Genomic DNA, 18,413 nt, shown 5'->3' on the forward strand with positions numbered 1-18,413 from the left:
TCTTAGAAATCTGTCTTCTTTTCCAGCTGCTTGAAAATAATCGTAATGAAGAAGTTGATCACCAAGTAAATCGCACCGGCCACAATAAACGCTGTCGGGTCGGCGTCGCGGACGACGGCGCCCTTCGCGTAATACATGATTTCCGGAACAGCAATCGCTGTGACCAAAGCCGTGTCCTTAATGAGCACGATGGTTTCGTTGGAAACCGCCGGTAAAGTCACCCGGATCATCTGCGGCAAGACCACGTGCCACATGGTCTGGGCGTGGGTCAACCCCAGCACCTTTGACGCTTCGTACTGGCCATCGTCGATGGCGAGCAGGCCGCCTCGGAAGATTTCTGCAAAATAGGCCGCGTAGTTCAGGGCAAAGGCGATGCAGGACGCTTCAAACCGTTCGAAGACCATAAATTTTCCGATGCCGGGAATGTAGGGCAGCCCGAAATAAACGAAGAACAGCTGCAGCAGCAGCGGCGTCCCTCTTAAGATATAGACGTAAACTTCCGCAATCCACTTCACCACTTTCAGCTTGCTTCTCAGCATCAGGGTGATCAAAAATCCGAGGGGGATGGACACCACCAGCGCGATCGCAAACAATGCCAGTGTGGTGCCGAGCCCTGCCATGATCGAACTGAACAGGCTGATCACATTTTCACTCATTCTATTCTCCTCTATGCTTTTCTTTTTCAACTTGTCCGTTTTTAAAAGGACGGATAAAAAAACAATAACAGACCTCCCGAATGGGTGGGAGGTCTGTCTGCTTTAGCGCGAAATCTTTTGTTTATTTGTTGTAGATAATATCTTCGCCGAACCATTTCTGCGAAATCTTGCCAGCTGTGCCGTCGGCTTTCATGTCGTCCAGTGCCTTTTGAATCTTGTTGAGCATCTTGGTGTTGCCTTTCTTAACCGCGACACCGTATTGTTCAGGCTGCAGGCTTTCGCCGACAATTTTGAAATCTGAATGATGCTTCGCAATGTAGTATTTCGCGACGACGGAATCGACAACCATGGCATCAATTCGGCCAGCGTCGAGATCCTGGAAACAAGAAACATTTTCGTCAAATTCTGTCGGTTTGCCGTCTTTGATTTTTTTGTAAATCGGGTCCGCCTTCAATGCGTCTTCCGCTGATGAGCCTTTCTGGCAGCCGACGGTTTTGCCCGCTAAGTCAGCCTTCGAATTGATCGAGGAATCCTTTTTGACGACTATGACCTGATCATTTTCGAGGTACGGTGTGGTGAAGTCCATTTTTTTCTTCCGTTCGTCGGTGATAGACAGACCGTTCCAAATCGCATCGATGTTGTTCTTGTTTAATTCCATTTCCTTGGTATCCCAGTTAATGGCCTGTACTTTGAATTTCATGTTCATCCGTTTTGCCGCTTCGCGGGCCAAATCGATGTCGAATCCAACAATCTTGTTATTCTTATTTCTGAAGCCCATCGGCGGGAATGTGTCATCAACCCCAATGACGAAGGTTTTGCTGTCGTTCTTCGTCGTCGTCTTGGACGATGTGCTCTTTGACGAGCTGCTGCCGCACCCTGCAACAACTACCATCGCCAAACAGGCGGTTAGCAATACTGCCACGAGTTTCTTTTTCATTTACTTTGCTCCTTTGCAGGCGGCGTTCAATTGTTAAACACCGCATATTCTTTAAGATAATTTTATTATACACTTCATCACTGTAAAATGCTAACATTATTTTAAATTTCTATTAAAATGGAAATACTGATGTCTCTCCTGTCATTATTTTTGCTATTTCGTTTTTTGATAGGTAATATTTTGAATCAATATTTGCTGATGATCTGGTGCACTTAATAAAAATTCGACATTGCGGCACCTTTCTGTTTTAAAGGGCAATGCAACCGTACATTCTCCATTCGCAGAAAATTTTTTAGCATTTATTGTTTTTTTAGTAATTTGTTTTTCGCCACCATATGCTGTTATTTTTATTGTGCAAATATTTGAATTTAGCCGAAGCGATGCCGGGTCTACTTTTAATCGGTAAATCACCAGATAATTTCCACCGAAAAGGTCAACTCCGCTGCCGTGAACCAAAGATTGCGTATTGCCATTAATGTGTAATCCTTCTTTTGAATATTCTAATTGATTTTTACTCGCTAAATCTCTCAAATCAATCGTTTGAACTAGTGAAAAATATGGTTTCATACGGAAACCTGATCTTTTCAATGCTTGAATGACCTTTTGATCGTTTGTATAAACTGCGTGATATTTTGAAATTTCTCCATAGGAAAAGCCTCTTGTAATAAAGCAGGCAGAATCATAATCGCGATCCATAATTACTGTTGTGTTCTTATACCTTGCTAAATCCTCACCACTAAAAATCGAAGTGGCGATATCAGGATAAGCTTTTCGATAAACTTCAGGATATGAATTAACATAAACTTTTCCTGAAGCATGAGACAGCATAATCTTTACTGCAGCTGCATCTGCTTGTACAAGAGGTGATGCATGGCTTTCTGCGCGCTTAATGATATGATTACTTTTAATCATTGTCCCAGATATTACGCTAATTAAAACTATTAGATACAAAAGATAACGCCATCGAAACGGCTCATTTTCATCCTTTGCTAATCGATGCAATGCGGTACGCTGCCAAATCTTGTCAATCAAAATAAGTCCAACAACCGTCACCACAATCGCCCCTGATATTAGTCCAAATACCTTGAGGCCATGGCCATTATTTACTGTGATCCCTGTCTCTTCCGATAAAGTTCGAATGTATGATAACCAATAAGGTGATGTTAAGATTATTACTGCTAGTCCACATAATGAAGGAATATGCCTCAACAGAAATTTTTTCCACTGATATCTGTCCCAGTGAAGCTTAATATCCTCATTGATTTTGAGTTCGGGTTGAAATGTTGCCAAGGCAAGCGGAAGCGCGAGAAGGAAATTGTAATTCAGCTCAGAAAAATGATGCTCAGAAAATGCATCCATCGCGATGATTAGCATTCCTGCTGCCAATCTATTCTTTTTAATTTTAATGGCTCGATTTGTTGTCAATATCCATAAAATTCCAATTAATATAAAAAAGACGATTCCAAAGCGGATGAACATGGACTGATATGAGCAGTCAATAAATGTATAGTTCTTAGTCGGCGGGCCAAAAACAGATCCGCCATTGCCTGCCATACTAACTTGCGTTCCAAAAAGATGAATCCCATTTTCCTTTGCAGCGTTTGAAGCAACCAGTAGACGATTCGTCAAAATCTTATTGAAGTGGCGTGCAAAACCAAAACCCTTTCTATAAGCGTGTGTAAGCAACAATATCATTCCACTAAATAATAAAAAAGCTGCTTGTGCAAAGCCATTAAAAAATTTTCTCAAATAATAAAAACGTGCGCCTCTTTTTTCTTCTATTAGTTTGAAAATGAGAATCAGCATAAGAAAAGCAATACAAATTAAGCTTGTTATCCCATATATTACATAATAAACAAACACAGCCGTAACAGCTGAAATGATCAGCATCGCCTTTGTCGATATATTTTCCCATCCAATCCAAAGTGCTATCAGTAAATAAATAAATTCCGCAGCAAAATCAGTTGATGAAATATTGCCTAAATAAGATCGAATGTGTGTTGCCTTAAGAAAAGTGAGTTTTGTTATTAAGCCACCAGAAGCAGCCAAAATAGTAACGATCAAAAAAAATCCAATCGTTAAAAAATAGACCTTTGCGATTTTACGATAATCCATTCCTACACCACATATCATAATGATCGCTATCAATGGTACCGCTCTAATCTGAATTTGATGATAATTGATCAAACAAGCTATAAGAAAAATAAATGCAAGAATAAATATTACTTTTTCACTTATCCTAATTTCTTCCCAATTTTGAATCAAATAGTCGCCAACTCTTAAAAAAGCAATCACAGCAAACATCCAAAATAGTACAATTTCAAAATCTGGTGTCCATGAAAAACGTAAAAATGTGTTATTTGACGCACAAAAGAAAAGATATAAACTAAACAAACACAAAAATAAAATGTCCCTTAAATTCGATGAAACTAATTCTATATGATCCTTTGTAATTTGTTCATTTGATATTATCATTTATTATTACCCTTCCTAAACTGAAGAAAAATCTGACTATTCCTTCATATTAACGAATATTTTAATTTAAATACTGTTGTCAATCTTGGAACGATTGTAACTATGGCAAACCACTCTACACCCTTAATAATTTTGCCTAAGTTTAGATTAATTATAACATTATTCTTGCAAAACTATTATTGGCGTTATACAAAATATTATATTTTTCTCTGTTATTAAAATAAATGTTTATATATAATTTAAGCGAACGATGAAATTAACAGAGGACAAAACGAAATGAAAAAACTACTCACACCAGAAGAAAAGGCTTTACTCTTTGCCGAAACGAAAAAACGGTTTGCCAAAGATCGCTTCGCGACGAAAAAAACAGAATGTAAACTTTTGGATGTGGCGCCCGGATACGCTAAATGTGCCATGCCGATTACGGAGGACCACCGCAACGGACTGGACATGGTCATGGGCGGTGCGATTTTCACGCTGGCGGATTTTACCTTCGCCATCGCTTCCAACACCGGTCAGCCGGATACGGTTTCCCTTGACGCGCACATCACCTATTTGAACCCTTCAAAAGGGCACATGCTTTACGCCGAATCGGAATGCCTCAAAGCCGGACGGCGCACTTGCTCTTTTACGATCCACGTCACAGACGACGAGGGCGCTCATGTTGCCGATGTGACCCTTAACGGTGTTCGGGTCTGAAATGAATAAAATAAATTTAAACACACAAAAAGACGGTGCCTTTTCTCGGCACCGCCTGTTGTGATTAATTTATAGAGGAGTCAACGGTCCGCTGGGGGAGTGTGAAGTGGCGGACCGATTTGGTATTTTGAATGGGTGTTAATAAGGAGTTGTTTCTGGAATATACAGAATGTGTGTTAGATTAAAAGGATGTTATGGCTGGTTTGGCTTTCTAATCGCTGCAGCCCATTAATCGATTTGAATCAATTTAGACGCTTCGATTTCTTCTTTCCCTTTTTTCGGAATCGTCAGGGTCAGAACACCATCTGCCATTTTCGCGCTGATGTCGTTCTTCTTGATGTCTTCGCCGACGTAGAAGCTTCTGCTGCAGCTGCCGCTGTAACGTTCACGTCTGACATAAGCGCCTTTTTCATCTTTCTGATCGTTGTTTTCTGCTTTGGTCGCCGTAACTGTCAGCGTGCCGTTTTCGAATCTCACCGACACATCATCTTTTTTAAAGCCCGGCAATTCAATATCGACGGTATAATCATCGTCTGATTCTTTCACATCTGTTTTCATCACATTGGCTCTTGATGTTGTGCCATTGCCGAAAAACTTGCGGTCAAATGCTGTATCGAATAAACTATCAAATAAATTTTCTCCAAAAGTGCTTGGTAACATGATTTCCAACCTCCTGTCGTTTGTTCATTTCATTTATCTGGAAACATCCGCCGATTGCTTTCCGGCCGATGGATTTTTTTTATGATCCCTCCGGCACAAAGGCCGGAGGGCTGAATACGCTTTGCTGAATTTTACTTGCCGCCGATTCCAATCAGCGCTTCTGCGTTAACCTTCGATTAAAATTTGTTTTTCCTGATCGACAGCCTTCTGATCTTTCTTCGGAAGACTGATGGTCAATACACCGCCGTCCATTTTTGCTTTGATGTCATCTTTTTTGACTGCATCGCCGACATAAAAGCTTCTCATGCAGCTGCCGGTGTAGCGTTCCCGTCTGACGTATTCGCCTTTGTCATTCTTCTTGTCGTCGCTCTTTTTCGTTTCCGCCGAAATGATCAAATTGCCGTTTTCGAGTTTCACGGTCACGTCATCTTTCGTGAATCCCGGCAGATCCACTGCCAATTGATAGCCATCATCAGATTCTTTGACGTCGGTTTTCATCATGTCGTGTCTTGCGGCATTTCCAAAGTAGCCTGGGTCAAATGCACTGTTCATCAATTCATCAAATAAATTTTCTCCAAATACGCTTGGTAACATGATTCATAACCTCCTAATTTGAATTTGATGCCGGACCCTTCGGGCTTGTCTCTCGGGGGATTCAGCTTCATGTCTTTTCTTGTTGTCTCTCTTTCCTTTCGACACCTATATTATAGGGCCGGTTGTTAGCACTGTCAAGCGTTGAGTGCTAAAAATCTATTCCGCTTTATTTTCTTTTAAGTTTTCTAATTTATTTGGCCATTCCGAACTATTTGGGCCGCGCTTTTTCTGAATGTCTTCTTTAAAATAGAAATGCGTTCGGATGGAAATCGCGATTTTTGTATGAATTTGAAAGCGTATTTTGTCGACTTATGATATAATTTAGTTATTTTATGAAACTATTTGACAAGAGAGAGGAACGTTTGTATGAATCATAAACTATCAGAAGTCATTCAAGCGGCCGTTGACATCGACGCGGGCGATCCGAAACGCATTCAGCATTTTTTGAAAGTCCAGTCCTTTGCCGATTACATTGCCAGCCGGGAAAAGGTTCCTGCAGAACCCGCCTTTTTGCTGGAGGTTGCCGCGATTCTTCACGATATTGGCATTCATGCCTGTGAAGAAAAATACCATTCCACTGCCGGCCATTATCAAGAACTTGAAGGCCCGCCGATTGCGCGCAGCATTCTCGAAGAAATCGGCGGCTTCACGGACGCGCAGATCGAACGTGTGCTGTTTTTAATCAGCCACCACCACACTTACGATCCCGAACAGATTGACGGCATCGATTATCAAATCCTCATTGAAGCGGATTTTCTCGTGAATCTTTACGAAGACGGTGCCACGGAAGCGGCGATTGCCAATGCCCGCGAAAAAGTTTTCAAAACCAATACCGGCATTTCATTGATCGAGCACATGTTTCTCGCCAAAACCCATTAATTTTCTTGCAAGTGGCGGGTTTGTTCATTATAATATTAACCATGCAACAAACAATGCAAAGCTATAAGCCTTGTGTTGAATTCTGAAAGGAGAATCCCAATGAAAAAATACGAATGCACCGTCTGCGGCTATATTTACGATCCTGAAAAGGGCGATCCGGATAACGGCATTGCACCGGGAACCGCGTTTGAAGATCTTCCGGACGATTGGACTTGCCCGGAATGCGGCGTTGGCAAAGACGATTTCGAAGTCGTTGAATAATTTCCTGTAATATCCTGGAAACGAGGAAAACATGGCCATTAAAGCCAAGGAAAGAGTTCACAACAAGCAGATGTCCGGCAAGACTTCGCTGATTATCTGCGTGATTTTAATCGCCTATATCACGTTTTATTACGTGATGAGCAGAACCCATCCTGCGATTGCCCGGCCGTTCAGTCTATTTTCGACGATCATCCTGGCCATCGCGCTTATCATTCTGCTCCGATTTGACAGCACAATGTACGACTTGCTGCTCACCCACGAGCGTCTGGAAATTGAACGCCGCGTCACCGTTTTGTACCATCACATTGTCGCGGAAATTCCAATTTCTCACATCATCGGACTGTGGCACACCAGCCAGTTCACCGAAGATGCGCTCGTCACCGGCAAAACCTTCAAATACACCGTCTCCCCGCGGGAGCTCGACAATTTGAAGTTCTACACGCTGCTGTACAACCGCAACGGCGAAACCTGCCGCGTCGATTTTCAGTGCAGTGACAGCTTTTACCGCTCACTACGCCGTTTGATTTCAAAATAATTCAGACCCCATCCGTCTTTTGCGGATGGGTTTTTCTTTATCGGAGGACAAAATGAAAATACTGCACACCGGAGACTGGCACATCGGACGACTTTTGGACCAACATTCGCTGATCGACGACCAGCGTCACGCACTTGAAGGGTTTCTGGCTATCGTCCACGATGTCAATCCGGACGTCATTCTCATCGCCGGCGATTTGTACGACCGGGCGATCCCGCCGCGGGAGGCCCTCGAACTTGTCGACACTGTCCTCACCCGTTTGATTCTCGACGACCACATTCCGGTGATCGTCATCGGCGGCAACCACGACGGCCGCAGCCGCCTGGACTACGGCTCGGCCATCCTCGCCCGCAAAGGGCTCTATTTCCGCGGGGCATACGACCCGGACGCCGGCCCCATCGAAATCACAGGCCGAGGCGACACGACACCGACCGCTTTCTGGCCGGTGCCTTTCATCAAGCCTGTCGAATACCACACCGTCTGCAAGACCGAAAACATCCCCGACTACAACGATATGTACGCCGATATTGTCGCCCGCATCCGGCCGCGGATGAACCCTGCACAACCCAACGTCCTCATTTCTCACGGGCTGATCCTCTCTGCACCGCCCAGCACCGACACCCTCGACGATTCGGTTCGCCCCATTGAAATCGGCGGGATCGCCTACGCGTCTTCCCATTTGTTCTCCGATTTTGATTACGTCGCCCTCGGCCATCTTCACCGCCCGCAGAAAGTCGGCAGCAACCGTATCCGCTACGCCGGATCGCTCCTCAAATACTCATTTTCCGAGGTCAACCAGAAAAAATCCGCCGCGGTCGTCACCCTCGATCCCAAACGGCAGACCCTGCCCGATATCGAACTCATCCCCATTCCGGCGAAACGGGACCTGCGCATCATCTCCGGTCCTTTTGACGATTTGACCGGTCTGGCCGCGTACACTCAAGACAACCGCGACGACTACATCAAGGCGGTTCTCACTGACAAAATCCGCGTCACCAACCCCATGGACGGGCTGCGCGAAGTCTATCCCAATGTATTGGAAATGACTTACGCTCACAGCCAGACCGTTGACGGCACAGACAAGCAGCGCAGAATCAAGGAGCATCTCAACGATCCGATGACGCTGTTTGCCGATTTCTACGCAGCTATCCGCGGCGAGTCTTTACCTGACGAAGAGACTGCCCTCGCCAAGACCCTTTTTGACGCTGCCCACGCAGACCACGAAAACCAAACGGCTGAAACCGCCGAGGAAGGAAACCACCATGCGTCCCATTAGTCTACATCTTCAGTGCTTCGGCCCTTTTTTAGATCAGCGTATCGATTTTTCAGCGCTGAGTCACCATCTCTTTCTGATTTCCGGGCAGACGGGCAGCGGCAAATCCACCATTTTCGACGGGATCTGCTACGCGCTCTACGGCGAAACCAGCACGCCGAACGACCGCTCAATCGATACCATCAAAAGCGATTTTGCCAACCCCGGTGCACTTTGCTGCGTCTCCTTTGTCTTCCGAGTCGGGCCGAAAACCTACAGAATCGACAGACAGCCCCGTCAACAGGCCTATAACCGCCAGAACACCCGATTGGTCGCCAAGGCCGCTGAGGCCTCCCTTTGGGAATGCGACGCCTCCGCCAATCCCGTGACCCTTCTGGAATCCTCCGTCAAAGCCTGCAATCAGGCCATTCACCACATCCTCGGCCTGAGTGCGGAACAGTTTCGGCAGATCGTCATGCTGCCCCAAGGGCAGTTCAGCCAGCTTTTAAAAGCCAAAGATTCGGAGCGGGTCGCTTTATTGAAAACCTTGTTCTCGATGGCCGGCTACAAACGTTTTGAGCGCCAGGTTGAGCTGGAGCGTCAGCGCTGCATCGAGGACGCTGAGCACATTGCGGCTGCGCTGGACATCGAAATCCAGCACCTGCAGGTCAAACCTAAATCCAATCCGGCCAAACTAATCGCTGAAGGCGCACCTGTGGCCCATCTGCTGAAGGCGCTCGAACAAAACATGGCTAAGGATGAAAGTTTCCGGGCTGATCTCGAAAAGGAACAGGCTTATTTAGACGGCTGCATCGACGCAATCAATCGGCAGATCGAAAAGGATGAAGGCTTAATCGAACGCTTTAACCAGAGAAAATACTTGGTCCAGCAGCGGCAGACCTTGATCAAACAGCAGCCTGCCATCGACAAAAGCCGGCATTGGGTCTCGGTGAGCCGCAAGGTGCTTCAGATTCTTCCGGTTTACCGAAATCTCCTGCGCCAGCTGCAGCACGAAGCCCAATCCCGGAAAGACTTGGCTCAAACAAAGGCCCGGCAGGCCGAGGCCCAACAGCTGATTGAAGCGCTGCGCCCACAGCTCGAGGCCGTCAGCTCTGAAACGTATCTCCAGCATTTAAAGGCGCAGCAGGACCGTCTCTCCCGGCTCTCCGGCGCAAAGGCGACCTTTGAAAAACTCACTGCGGTCAACCGCGAGCTCGACGCCTGCCGCCGTCAAATGAAGCAGCTCGACGCCCAGCGCCAAAGGCGCGAGACCGTTGAAGGGCAGATGGCCGAGGGTCGAAAACAGACTGAAGCGCTAAGCGAAAAGCGCAGCCATATCCAAAGCGAGCTGATTCAAAAGGGCGATACCCTCAACGATATGCGCGAAAAACTGACGCATTTAAACGAGCTGAGCACCATTTGCAGCCGCATGGCGCATCGGCAGAAAACCGCCGATGATAACCGGCGCCTGTGTCAAAACAGCAAAGCCGAATTAGCCAAGCTCAAACTGCGGGAAGAAGCGTTAGAAGACAAGCTCGAAGCGGCGGCTGCCGGGCGGCTGGCTATCACGTTAACCGACGGCGAACCCTGCCCGGTCTGCGGCGCGACGCATCATCCATCGCCCGCCCCCGCCACTGAGCTTGACGCCGCGGACAAAGCGCTGCAAGATTGCAAGGATGCGCTGATCCGGGCGCAGCGCACTGCCGACACGGCACAGGGACAAATCGATCTGCTGAGCCGCGAGCTGGCTGCCGACCGCCAGGTTCTCGACGAGCGGATGTCCCGCCACGCTTGGATGGCGCCGCTGCTCGAGGGCGAATCAACTGCAGTGCTCGCGGCGATCCAAACCGAACAAAAACAGCTGCGCGCCGCTTATGAAGCCAACCAATCCGATCAGGCCAGGCTGCAGGCGAATCTGGCCCAAATCAAAGGTCAGCTCAATACCCTCACGCAAGCTTTAGCGCAGAACACCGCACTTCTCGACCAGGGCCGGGACGATGCCGACAAACAGGCCTCGATTCAAAGCCAGATCGACCAGAAAACCGGCGCCATCGACCAGCTGGAGGCCAATATCAGCGCCGTGCTGCCCGGATTTACGACGGAAAGCGGAAGCGCTCGGCTCGACGCCGAAATTGCCAAGCTTCAAAAGCAGCTCGACGCAGATGCCGGCCGCCGAGACGCCCTCAAGCAAAAGCAGCAGCAGCTCGAAAAAGATTTGGCCGGCGCAGCCGCGACAACCGCTCAGCTCGAACACGCGGCCAGCGCGGCCCAAGCTGCCCTCGAGCAGGAGCAGCAGGAATTCAACGATGCCCTATCCGCCAACGGATTGACCCGCGAGGTCTTTCAGGTCTACGAATCCCTCGACACCAAAACCCTGAACAGCCAAATTCAATCCGCGGAACAGAAAATTTCACGCTTCGACGAGAATATTCACGGTGTCCAGAGCCGACTCGACGCAGTGGAGGAAGAACTGAAAGGCAAGACTGTACCGGATATAACCCGAAGCCAAACCCAGCTCGGCCACTACAAATATTGGCACAAACGGGTTTCGGACACCATTGCCGATCTCATCGTCCGCGTCAAAAACAACACCGATCAAATCGCGCGCATTAAAAAAACGACGGCCCTTCAGCAAAAAGCCGAACAGCGAAAGCGCATCGCCTGCGATCTTTATGACACAGTCAAGGGGAAGGTCAAAGACTGCCCAAAGATCAGCTTCGAGCGCTACATCCTCTCGGCCTATCTGCAAGATATCTTGCTTTCGGCGAACACCTTCCTCGAAGACATGTCCGATTCCCGCTACCACCTCACCCTGGCTGATCAGCCTGAGGGCAAGGGCAGCCGCGGGCTCGCCATTCAGGTCTACGACGATTTCACCGGTAAGGAACGGCCGGCCGCATCCCTGTCCGGCGGCGAAACCTTCATGGCGGCGCTGTCGATGGCCCTCGGACTTTCCGACCGGGTTCAAAGCGAGAGCGGCGGCATCCAGCTGGACACCTTGTTTATTGACGAGGGATTCGCAACCCTCGACGCCGACGCCTTGGATAACGCCATGAACTGTCTGGCCAGACTTCAGCGCAACGGACGTGTCATCGGCATCATTTCCCACGTCAGCGAGCTGCTCGATCTGGTCGACGATAAAATCATGGTGCGCAAAACGGAGGGCGGGTCTTATGTAAAAGTCGTATCGGCTAAGGCCTAACCCCCCCTTAAGAATTTGCAAAGCTTATCTGATTTTTATATAATAGTTCTGTTAAACTAGAATTTGGAGAATTTATGAATCGCATGGAAAAACCCAATAAGCCTTACGTTTCCAAGGCACGGAAACGGCTTGGCATTGTCAGTCTCATTCTGGACGCGGTTTACGTCATCCTCGGTTTCAGCTTCTATCATTACGAAAAACTCCCGTCCTTCTATCAATCTATTTTATCCCACGTGTGGATCGGCCTTATGGCAGCCGCGCTGGTCGTGGCCCTCATCGGTATTTTTGCAAGCAAAGAATACGAGTTGTTCCGCAGCAGTATGTTCGAAACGGTGATCCTCATCGCTCAGGGGGTGTGGCTCGGCGCTTCGGGCGGCATGATGCTCGTCAAGAACCAGCAGGCACCTTTCCCGATGTATTTCCTGATCGGGCTGTTCTGCATCCTCGCCGTCGGTCTCTTTATCCAGATTGACGCGATCTGGTTCCGCTCGATCATGCACTTCATGATGAAGGACAGCGCAGACATGGTTGAAATCGAAACCCCAGCTAAACTGAAAAAAACGCCGTCGCCTCAAGCCGCAGTTGTCCGCCAGGGCACTGTCACCCTCGACACCAGCCATCTCAGACGCAGCACCATGCGCCGACAGACGCAGATGCAGCCAAGGGTTCAGGTCATTGACCAAAATGAAGCCCGCAACGCGATCAAGCAGGCGCAGGCCAAGGCGCGCGCCAAACAGGCGCTGGCCGAAGACTTTGAAAAGCGCAGCCGCAGCGCGTCGCGCACCTCTTCTCCCTCCGCTAGACGCCAGACGGCACAGCCCCGCAAAGCTGTCGTCAATGTCACCGCACAAAGCCAGCCGAGACAAAAGCGCGAACCGCTTTTCATCGAACCACAAAAAGAATCGTCCGCTCATCCGTCAAAACACACCCGCAGCGCGGGACCACAGCGTTCGCAGGTGCAGGCCAATTCGGCGAAACGCCGTGTATCGACCCAGCCGCGGGTTCGCGTTCAGCAGCCTGAAAATCAACGAACTGCCACTCCACGGCCAACCCATCACACACAACCAGCTCGCCACGCTCAGCCCGCTGCCTTGGCAGACGCCACCACAAAATGGGAACCAAAGAAGGTCCGTCAGGCTGAAGAAGCCGCGCAAAGAGCTGCGAAGCTTAGAGAGCTGAAGGCGCGGAAAGCGGCCATGCGCACCCGCACCCCGTCGTCCACTCCTGCAGATTCTGCGGCGTCGTCCACCGAGTCCCCGCAATGGGCCACTCAGCGCAAGCGCCGGCCCAAGCCTCATCATTATACGAAGAGCGCCACTCACCTGTTTATCCGGGACGATGATCAAGAATAATCCTGTACGTTATTCAAAGTTAATTCGCCGGCAGGGCGGTTTTGACCGCTCCAGCCGGCTTTTTTCAATTTAATAAATTTTTTTAAAATAATACTTGATTTTTATTTTTGAACTGCTATAATAATCAAGTAAGCTTTTTTAAAGCAGATGCGCCAATAGCTCAGCTGGATAGAGCGTTCGGCTACGAACCGAAAGGGCAGGGGTTCGAATCCCTTTTGGCGCACCACTTTTTTATTTTTAAGCCTCAGGGCTTATTTTTTTTGTCATTTTTCCTAATTTTCCTAATGAGGCTATGCTATAATCAACCTTAACCTTTGATTCATCAGGAAAGTAGGAAATTTATGGTTATCAAAATCGCACTGGTTCTCATTTTCTTTGCCGTCATGCTGTTCATCGGGTTCACCTGCAGAAAGCGCGCGACAGATGTCAACGGCTTTGTCCTCGGCGGGCGCAGCGTCGGTCCCTGGCTCACAGCATTCGCCTACGGCACGTCCTATTTCTCGGCGGTCGTTTTCGTCGGCTACGCCGGACAATTCGGCTGGAAATACGGCATCGCCGCCACCTGGGCCGGGATTGGCAATGCGCTGCTCGGTTCCTTCCTCGCATGGACAGTTTTGGGGCGCCGCACCCGCATCATGACCCAGCACCTCAATTCGGCGACCATGCCCGACTTTTTCGGCAAGCGTTTTGACAGCGACGCGCTGAAAATCGCCGCGTCGATCATCACCTTTATCTTCATGATTCCGTACACCGCCTCGCTTTACAACGGACTGTCCCGCCTTTTCGGCATGGCCTTCAACATCGACTACAGCGTCTGCGTCATCGCGATGGCGATTCTGACCGGAATTTACGTCATCGCCGGCGGCTATATGGCGACCGCGATCAACGACTTCATTCAAGGGCTGATTATGCTCGTGGGCATCGTCGCCGTCATTGCCGCTGTCCTCGCCAGCAAAGGCGGTTTCATGGCTGCGCTGGATCAAATGGCGCGAGTCAGCGATCCGGCGATCTCCAAGACCCCCGGCGTTTTCGCGTCCTTTTTCGGACCCGATCCCCTCAACCTGCTCGGCGTCGTGCTGCTGACCTCTCTCGGGACTTGGGGCTTGCCGCAAATGGTTCAGAAATTCTACGCGATCAAAAGTGAAAAAGCCATCGACACCGGCACTGTGGTCTCCACCGCCTTTGCCTTTATTGTCGCCGGAGGCTGCTATTTTCTCGGCGGTTTCGGCCGATTATTTGCCGGTCAGATCGACGTAGTTAAAAATGGATATGATTCAATCTTACCGACGATGATCTCCGGTCTGCCGGATCTGCTCATCGGCGTCGTGGTCGTGCTCGTTCTGTCTGCGTCGATGTCGACGCTCTCCTCCCTCGTGCTGACGTCCAGCTCGACGATCACTTTAGATCTCATCCGCGGACAGTCTAAAAAACACAGGGATGACGACACACTCGTCGCCATTATGCGCGGTTTGATCGTCGTCTTTATCGCGATCTCCGTCGTCATTGCCCTGATTCAGTACCGCTCGAACGTGACCTTTATCGCCCAGCTCATGGGAATTTCCTGGGGCGCCATGGCCGGCGCGTTCTTGGCGCCCTTCCTTTACGGTTTGTATTGGAAAGGGACTACTGCTGCGGGCTGCTGGTGCAGTTTTATCTTCGCCGTCTGCTTTATGCTCGTGGATTTGTTTGCCGGCGCCCATCTGCCGGCGGTGCTCCAGTCGCCCATTAACGCCGGTGCCTTTTGTATGGTGGCTGGCCTTGTAATCGTCCCGGTCGTTTCTCTGTTCACGAAAAAGCCCGACGCGGACCGCGTGGCCGCCACCTTCGCCTGCTACGGCAAAAAGGTTCTCGTTGAACAGCGCGAAGCGCTGTCTGACGATGAAGAAGCGTAAATCATCGGCAGATACAAAAAAGCGTTTGGCAGAAGAAAAAATTCTCCTGCCAAACGTTTTTTAATGCCAACTGATGATTTCGATTTCGCCGTTCACTGTAATTTTCAATATCCAAACGTTACTTTGAAATAAATAAAAGATACGAAATATTCCACTTTTACTCAAGATGATTGCTCGTTTCTTTACTTTTAATTAATAAAACGCGTACATTTTATAAATTTTATTCTTAGATTTTGACAATACAAGTTACTCTCAAGTCCACGGCCTCAACATCGTAAAAAGGGGGATGCTTCGTTTTTGAGCAATAAAAAAACGCCCAAACTGAGCGAAATCATTAGATCAACCTGCATCTGCAAACAGCACAGCTTGAGAATACGCGTACCGTGATTTTATTTAAAAAAAATCGATTCTGGATGTTCAATTTTCAAAATCTCGATCATTTTCTCGATTTCATCCGTTCCAAAAACACTTTCTGACATGCGTCTGGCGAATTCACTGGACGTCAGACCGATTGCATCAGCCAGATCGTCGTCCCGATATCCCTGTTCTTTCATAATTTTACGCAATTGAATTGTGTCGACCATTTTTCCTTTTCTTTTCCTTTTTTGTTTTTGTTTTTGTTTTTGTTTTTGTTTTTGTTTTTGTTTTTGTTTTTGTTTTTGTTTTTGTTTTTGTTTTTGTTTTTGTTTTTGTTTTTGTTTTTGTTTTTGTTTTTGTTTTTGTTTTTGTAATTAAGTATCTTCTTAGTAAATTTTATTCTCTCACCTTTTTCTAAGGTTGTCAAGTTATAATTGTATTAAAATTCATTTACATGTTATAATGTAAACAGTCAGAAATTTCACAAATGAGATGGATAAAATAATGAAGAAAGAACAAATTACTACATCAAAACCCGTGATGACCAAAGGGAAACGCATCCGAACGCTGCGGATCCAGCACGGTTTCCGTCAAGAACAGCTGGCGCGGACTATCGGTGTTTCGAAACAAACCATGTACAAATACGAGTTTGACATCGTCACCAATATTCCGTCGGATAAAATTGAAGCCATCGCCGACGCGCTCGACGTCTCTCCTGCTTACATCATGGGCTGGACCCGCGACGCTGACCCCAATCTTCTGCTTCAAAATCACCTTTCCGAACCTGAGGGGCTCTACAAATACAATTGCCTCGACGAGCATGGCCAAATGGTCGTCGATACGGTTTTAAGCCTCGAATACGAACGGTGCAGCGGCCACAACGCACTGATTCACGATGCCGATATTCAATCAAATGACAACAATTAATTATATTTATTCTAATTTTTGCGCCGTACGCTCGTCTGCATGCGGCGCTGCTTGTTTCTTCACGTTATTTTCGATACAATAAGGGAAACTTTGAAAGGACTCCCTACTCAATATGCGTACTGAAAAAAAGGCTGCCGTCCAAAACGGTGTCGCCAGATTGGTGCTCACCGTCGCGGTGATTGCACTGGAATTTTATTTTCTATACGCCGTTTTTCTTAGGCTTTACTCCGCTTATGCTTGGATTCACACCGGTGTGCGCATCGCGTCGCTGGTCGTCACCATCATCATTTTCGGCGAGCGGCGCAACGCCGGCATCAAAATGCCGTGGATCTTCCTGATCCTATTGTTTCCAGAATTCGGACTTTTGCTCTACGCCCTCGGCGGGCGCATCAACGTCACCAAACGTATGCGCAAACGCTACGCAGCCATCGATAAATTGCTCTACCCGATGATGGCGCAGGATGCCGCTGTCGCCGATCAGCTTCGAAGCACCGATCCGGCGCTGGCCAATATCTGCCATTATGTCCGCCATTACGGCCCCTATCCGGTTTACGACAACACGGCGGTTCAGTTTTTCGATCTGGCCGATAAAGCCCTCGACGCGATGAAGGATGATCTGCGCCGCGCCGAGCATTTTATTTTTATGGAGTACTTTGCCATTGAAGACGCGGAGGCTTTTGCCGGCATCTACCACATTCTAAGGCAAAAGGTCAAGGAAGGGGTCGAGGTGCGTTTGTTTTACGATGACATCGGCAGCATCGGCTTCATCAATCAAAGCTTCATCAAACGCATGGCGGCCGACGGCATCCAGTGCCGGGATTTCAACCCGGTGATTCCGCTGCTCAATGTTTTCATGAACAACCGCGATCACCGCAAGTTCACCGTCATCGACGGAAAGGTAGCCTACTCCGGCGGCTACAACCTCGCCAACGAATACTTCAACATCACCCACCCCTATGGCTATTGGAAGGACACCGGCGTCCGCCTCGAAGGCTCCGCTGTGCGCTCCTTCACGCTGATGTTTTTCGAAATGTGGAACGCCGTCAAACACACCGACACCCCAGACGAAATCGATATGAAATACTTCGCACCCTGGGAAAAAATCGAAGGCGCCGAAGGCTACGTCCAGCCTTATGCCGACAGCCCCCTGGATTTTGAGCACGTCGGCGAAGACGTCTACCTGAACCTGATCAAACACGCCAAGCATTATTTTTACCTGACCACGCCTTACCTGATCATCACCGACGAGATGACCCGCGAACTCGGCCTGGCGGCCAAACGCGGCGTCGACGTGCGCATCATCACCCCCGGTGTGCCGGACAAGCCCCTCGTCTACGCGCTGACGCGGTCATATTATTCCCAGCTCGTGCAAAACGGTGTGCGGATCTTCGAATATCAGCCCGGCTTCATTCACGCCAAGCAATGTATCTGCGACGGCGAGGCTGCTACCGTCGGCACCGTTAATCTAGATTACCGCAGCCTTTACCTGCATTTCGAGTGCGGTGTCCAGATGATCAAAGTCCCGGCGATTCAAAACATTCTCGCCGATTTCAACCACACCTTCACCCTCTGCCACGAAGTCACGCAAACCTATCAGCGCGAACGCCTTTCCCTGTTCCGCCAATTCGTTCAGTCCCTGCTCAGACTGTTCGCTCCGCTTTTGTAAACACGAGACCGCCGCTGCGCGGTCTTTTTTACTTGCCCCCTTTTATTCCCGCTTTCTTGTGGTAAAATA

The 18,413-nt window shown here is 48.6% G+C and carries 16 protein-coding genes and 1 tRNA gene; 11 read left to right on the forward strand and 6 right to left on the reverse strand.

The window, feature by feature from the left end; translation table 11 throughout:
- Window positions 1-2: 2 nt before the first annotated feature.
- The 3 genes from FYJ52_RS04870 to FYJ52_RS04880 form a co-directional block, all read right to left on the reverse strand.
- A complete protein-coding gene (locus FYJ52_RS04870; protein WP_154576135.1) occupies window positions 3-656 on the reverse strand; it encodes an amino acid ABC transporter permease in 654 nt (217 codons plus the stop codon).
- A gap of 121 nt (window positions 657-777) precedes the next feature.
- Window positions 778-1,593: an amino acid ABC transporter substrate-binding protein gene (locus tag FYJ52_RS04875; protein WP_154576136.1), complete on the reverse strand. Its 816-nt coding sequence runs from the start codon at window positions 1,591-1,593 to the stop codon at window positions 778-780.
- 153 nt (window positions 1,594-1,746) lie between these two features.
- Window positions 1,747-4,068 carry a hypothetical protein gene (locus tag FYJ52_RS04880; RefSeq protein ID WP_154576137.1) on the reverse strand — a complete coding sequence of 774 codons (2,322 nt, stop codon included), beginning with the start codon at window positions 4,066-4,068 and terminating at the stop codon, window positions 1,747-1,749.
- A gap of 276 nt (window positions 4,069-4,344) precedes the next feature.
- Here FYJ52_RS04880 and FYJ52_RS04885 point away from each other — a divergent pair, with 276 nt between their 5' ends.
- The gene (locus FYJ52_RS04885) at window positions 4,345-4,767 is read left to right on the forward strand and encodes a PaaI family thioesterase (protein ID WP_154576138.1); all 423 of its coding nucleotides are present in this window, start codon (window positions 4,345-4,347) and stop codon (window positions 4,765-4,767) included.
- Window positions 4,768-4,995: 228 nt separating this feature from the next.
- On the opposite strand, the gene FYJ52_RS04890 is transcribed toward FYJ52_RS04885, so the two are convergent.
- Together FYJ52_RS04890 and FYJ52_RS04895 are read right to left on the reverse strand one after the other, a co-directional pair.
- Window positions 4,996-5,427, reverse strand: coding sequence for an Hsp20/alpha crystallin family protein (locus FYJ52_RS04890; RefSeq protein ID WP_154576139.1), 432 nt, complete (start codon window positions 5,425-5,427; stop codon window positions 4,996-4,998).
- 165 nt (window positions 5,428-5,592) lie between these two features.
- A complete protein-coding gene (locus FYJ52_RS04895) occupies window positions 5,593-6,021 on the reverse strand; it encodes an Hsp20/alpha crystallin family protein (protein ID WP_154576140.1) in 429 nt (142 codons plus the stop codon).
- A gap of 366 nt (window positions 6,022-6,387) precedes the next feature.
- On the opposite strand from FYJ52_RS04895, the gene FYJ52_RS04900 reads away from it, so the two are divergent.
- The 8 genes from FYJ52_RS04900 (at window position 6,388) to FYJ52_RS04935 (ending at window position 15,394) form a co-directional block, all read left to right on the forward strand.
- On the forward strand, window positions 6,388-6,900 hold the full coding sequence (locus tag FYJ52_RS04900; RefSeq protein ID WP_154576141.1) for an HD domain-containing protein: 513 nt from the start codon (window positions 6,388-6,390) through the stop codon (window positions 6,898-6,900).
- 99 nt (window positions 6,901-6,999) lie between these two features.
- The gene (gene rd / locus FYJ52_RS04905; RefSeq protein ID WP_154576142.1) at window positions 7,000-7,161 is read left to right on the forward strand and encodes a rubredoxin; all 162 of its coding nucleotides are present in this window, start codon (window positions 7,000-7,002) and stop codon (window positions 7,159-7,161) included.
- A 31-nt stretch (window positions 7,162-7,192) separates the two neighbouring features.
- The gene (locus tag FYJ52_RS04910) at window positions 7,193-7,696 is read left to right on the forward strand and encodes a hypothetical protein (RefSeq protein ID WP_154576143.1); all 504 of its coding nucleotides are present in this window, start codon (window positions 7,193-7,195) and stop codon (window positions 7,694-7,696) included.
- Between the two features lie 52 nt (window positions 7,697-7,748).
- Window positions 7,749-8,972 (forward strand): exonuclease SbcCD subunit D, encoded by a 1,224-nt coding sequence (locus tag FYJ52_RS04915; protein WP_154576144.1) that lies wholly within the window; start codon window positions 7,749-7,751, stop codon window positions 8,970-8,972.
- Entirely contained in the window at window positions 8,959-12,150 is a 3,192-nt protein-coding gene (locus FYJ52_RS04920) for an AAA family ATPase (protein WP_154576145.1), read from the forward strand. Before FYJ52_RS04915 ends, FYJ52_RS04920 begins: the two co-directional genes overlap by 14 nt.
- 74 nt (window positions 12,151-12,224) lie before the next feature.
- Window positions 12,225-13,502, forward strand: coding sequence for an MFS transporter (locus FYJ52_RS04925; protein WP_154576146.1), 1,278 nt, complete (start codon window positions 12,225-12,227; stop codon window positions 13,500-13,502).
- A 149-nt stretch (window positions 13,503-13,651) separates the two neighbouring features.
- A tRNA-Arg gene (locus tag FYJ52_RS04930) sits at window positions 13,652-13,728 on the forward strand.
- Between the two features lie 115 nt (window positions 13,729-13,843).
- Window positions 13,844-15,394 carry a sodium:solute symporter family protein gene (locus FYJ52_RS04935; protein ID WP_154576147.1) on the forward strand — a complete coding sequence of 517 codons (1,551 nt, stop codon included), beginning with the start codon at window positions 13,844-13,846 and terminating at the stop codon, window positions 15,392-15,394.
- Window positions 15,395-15,783: 389 nt separating this feature from the next.
- On the opposite strand, the gene FYJ52_RS04940 is transcribed toward FYJ52_RS04935, so the two are convergent.
- A complete protein-coding gene (locus FYJ52_RS04940; RefSeq protein WP_154576148.1) occupies window positions 15,784-15,978 on the reverse strand; it encodes a DUF739 domain-containing protein in 195 nt (64 codons plus the stop codon).
- A gap of 277 nt (window positions 15,979-16,255) precedes the next feature.
- Between FYJ52_RS04940 and FYJ52_RS04945 the strand changes: the two genes are divergently transcribed.
- Together FYJ52_RS04945 and cls are read left to right on the forward strand one after the other, a co-directional pair.
- The gene (locus tag FYJ52_RS04945; RefSeq protein ID WP_235901543.1) at window positions 16,256-16,678 is read left to right on the forward strand and encodes a helix-turn-helix domain-containing protein; all 423 of its coding nucleotides are present in this window, start codon (window positions 16,256-16,258) and stop codon (window positions 16,676-16,678) included.
- 112 nt (window positions 16,679-16,790) lie between these two features.
- Window positions 16,791-18,344 (forward strand): cardiolipin synthase, encoded by a 1,554-nt coding sequence (gene cls / locus FYJ52_RS04950; protein WP_154576149.1) that lies wholly within the window; start codon window positions 16,791-16,793, stop codon window positions 18,342-18,344.
- Window positions 18,345-18,413: the final 69 nt, after the last annotated feature.

Source organism: Pseudoramibacter porci, assembly GCF_009696145.1.
Classification (GTDB): Bacteria; Bacillota; Clostridia; order Eubacteriales; family Eubacteriaceae; genus Pseudoramibacter; species Pseudoramibacter porci.

Bases quoted from the DNA above. Each gene is read 5' to 3' on its own strand.
- FYJ52_RS04935 (WP_154576147.1), top strand. From the start codon at position 13,844: ATGGTTATCAAAATCGCACTGGTTCTCATTTTCTTTGCCGTCATGCTG.
- FYJ52_RS04875 (WP_154576136.1), bottom strand. From the start codon at position 1,593: ATGAAAAAGAAACTCGTGGCAGTATTGCTAACCGCCTGTTTGGCGATG.
- FYJ52_RS04920 (WP_154576145.1), top strand. From the start codon at position 8,959: ATGCGTCCCATTAGTCTACATCTTCAGTGCTTCGGCCCTTTTTTAGAT.
- FYJ52_RS04900 (WP_154576141.1), top strand. From the start codon at position 6,388: ATGAATCATAAACTATCAGAAGTCATTCAAGCGGCCGTTGACATCGAC.
- rd (WP_154576142.1), top strand. From the start codon at position 7,000: ATGAAAAAATACGAATGCACCGTCTGCGGCTATATTTACGATCCTGAA.
- FYJ52_RS04870 (WP_154576135.1), bottom strand. From the start codon at position 656: ATGAGTGAAAATGTGATCAGCCTGTTCAGTTCGATCATGGCAGGGCTC.
- FYJ52_RS04940 (WP_154576148.1), bottom strand. From the start codon at position 15,978: ATGGTCGACACAATTCAATTGCGTAAAATTATGAAAGAACAGGGATAT.
- FYJ52_RS04885 (WP_154576138.1), top strand. From the start codon at position 4,345: ATGAAAAAACTACTCACACCAGAAGAAAAGGCTTTACTCTTTGCCGAA.
- cls (WP_154576149.1), top strand. From the start codon at position 16,791: ATGCGTACTGAAAAAAAGGCTGCCGTCCAAAACGGTGTCGCCAGATTG.
- FYJ52_RS04890 (WP_154576139.1), bottom strand. From the start codon at position 5,427: ATGTTACCAAGCACTTTTGGAGAAAATTTATTTGATAGTTTATTCGAT.
- FYJ52_RS04915 (WP_154576144.1), top strand. From the start codon at position 7,749: ATGAAAATACTGCACACCGGAGACTGGCACATCGGACGACTTTTGGAC.
- FYJ52_RS04895 (WP_154576140.1), bottom strand. From the start codon at position 6,021: ATGTTACCAAGCGTATTTGGAGAAAATTTATTTGATGAATTGATGAAC.
- FYJ52_RS04880 (WP_154576137.1), bottom strand. From the start codon at position 4,068: ATGATAATATCAAATGAACAAATTACAAAGGATCATATAGAATTAGTT.
- FYJ52_RS04945 (WP_235901543.1), top strand. From the start codon at position 16,256: ATGAAGAAAGAACAAATTACTACATCAAAACCCGTGATGACCAAAGGG.
- FYJ52_RS04910 (WP_154576143.1), top strand. From the start codon at position 7,193: ATGGCCATTAAAGCCAAGGAAAGAGTTCACAACAAGCAGATGTCCGGC.
- FYJ52_RS04925 (WP_154576146.1), top strand. From the start codon at position 12,225: ATGAATCGCATGGAAAAACCCAATAAGCCTTACGTTTCCAAGGCACGG.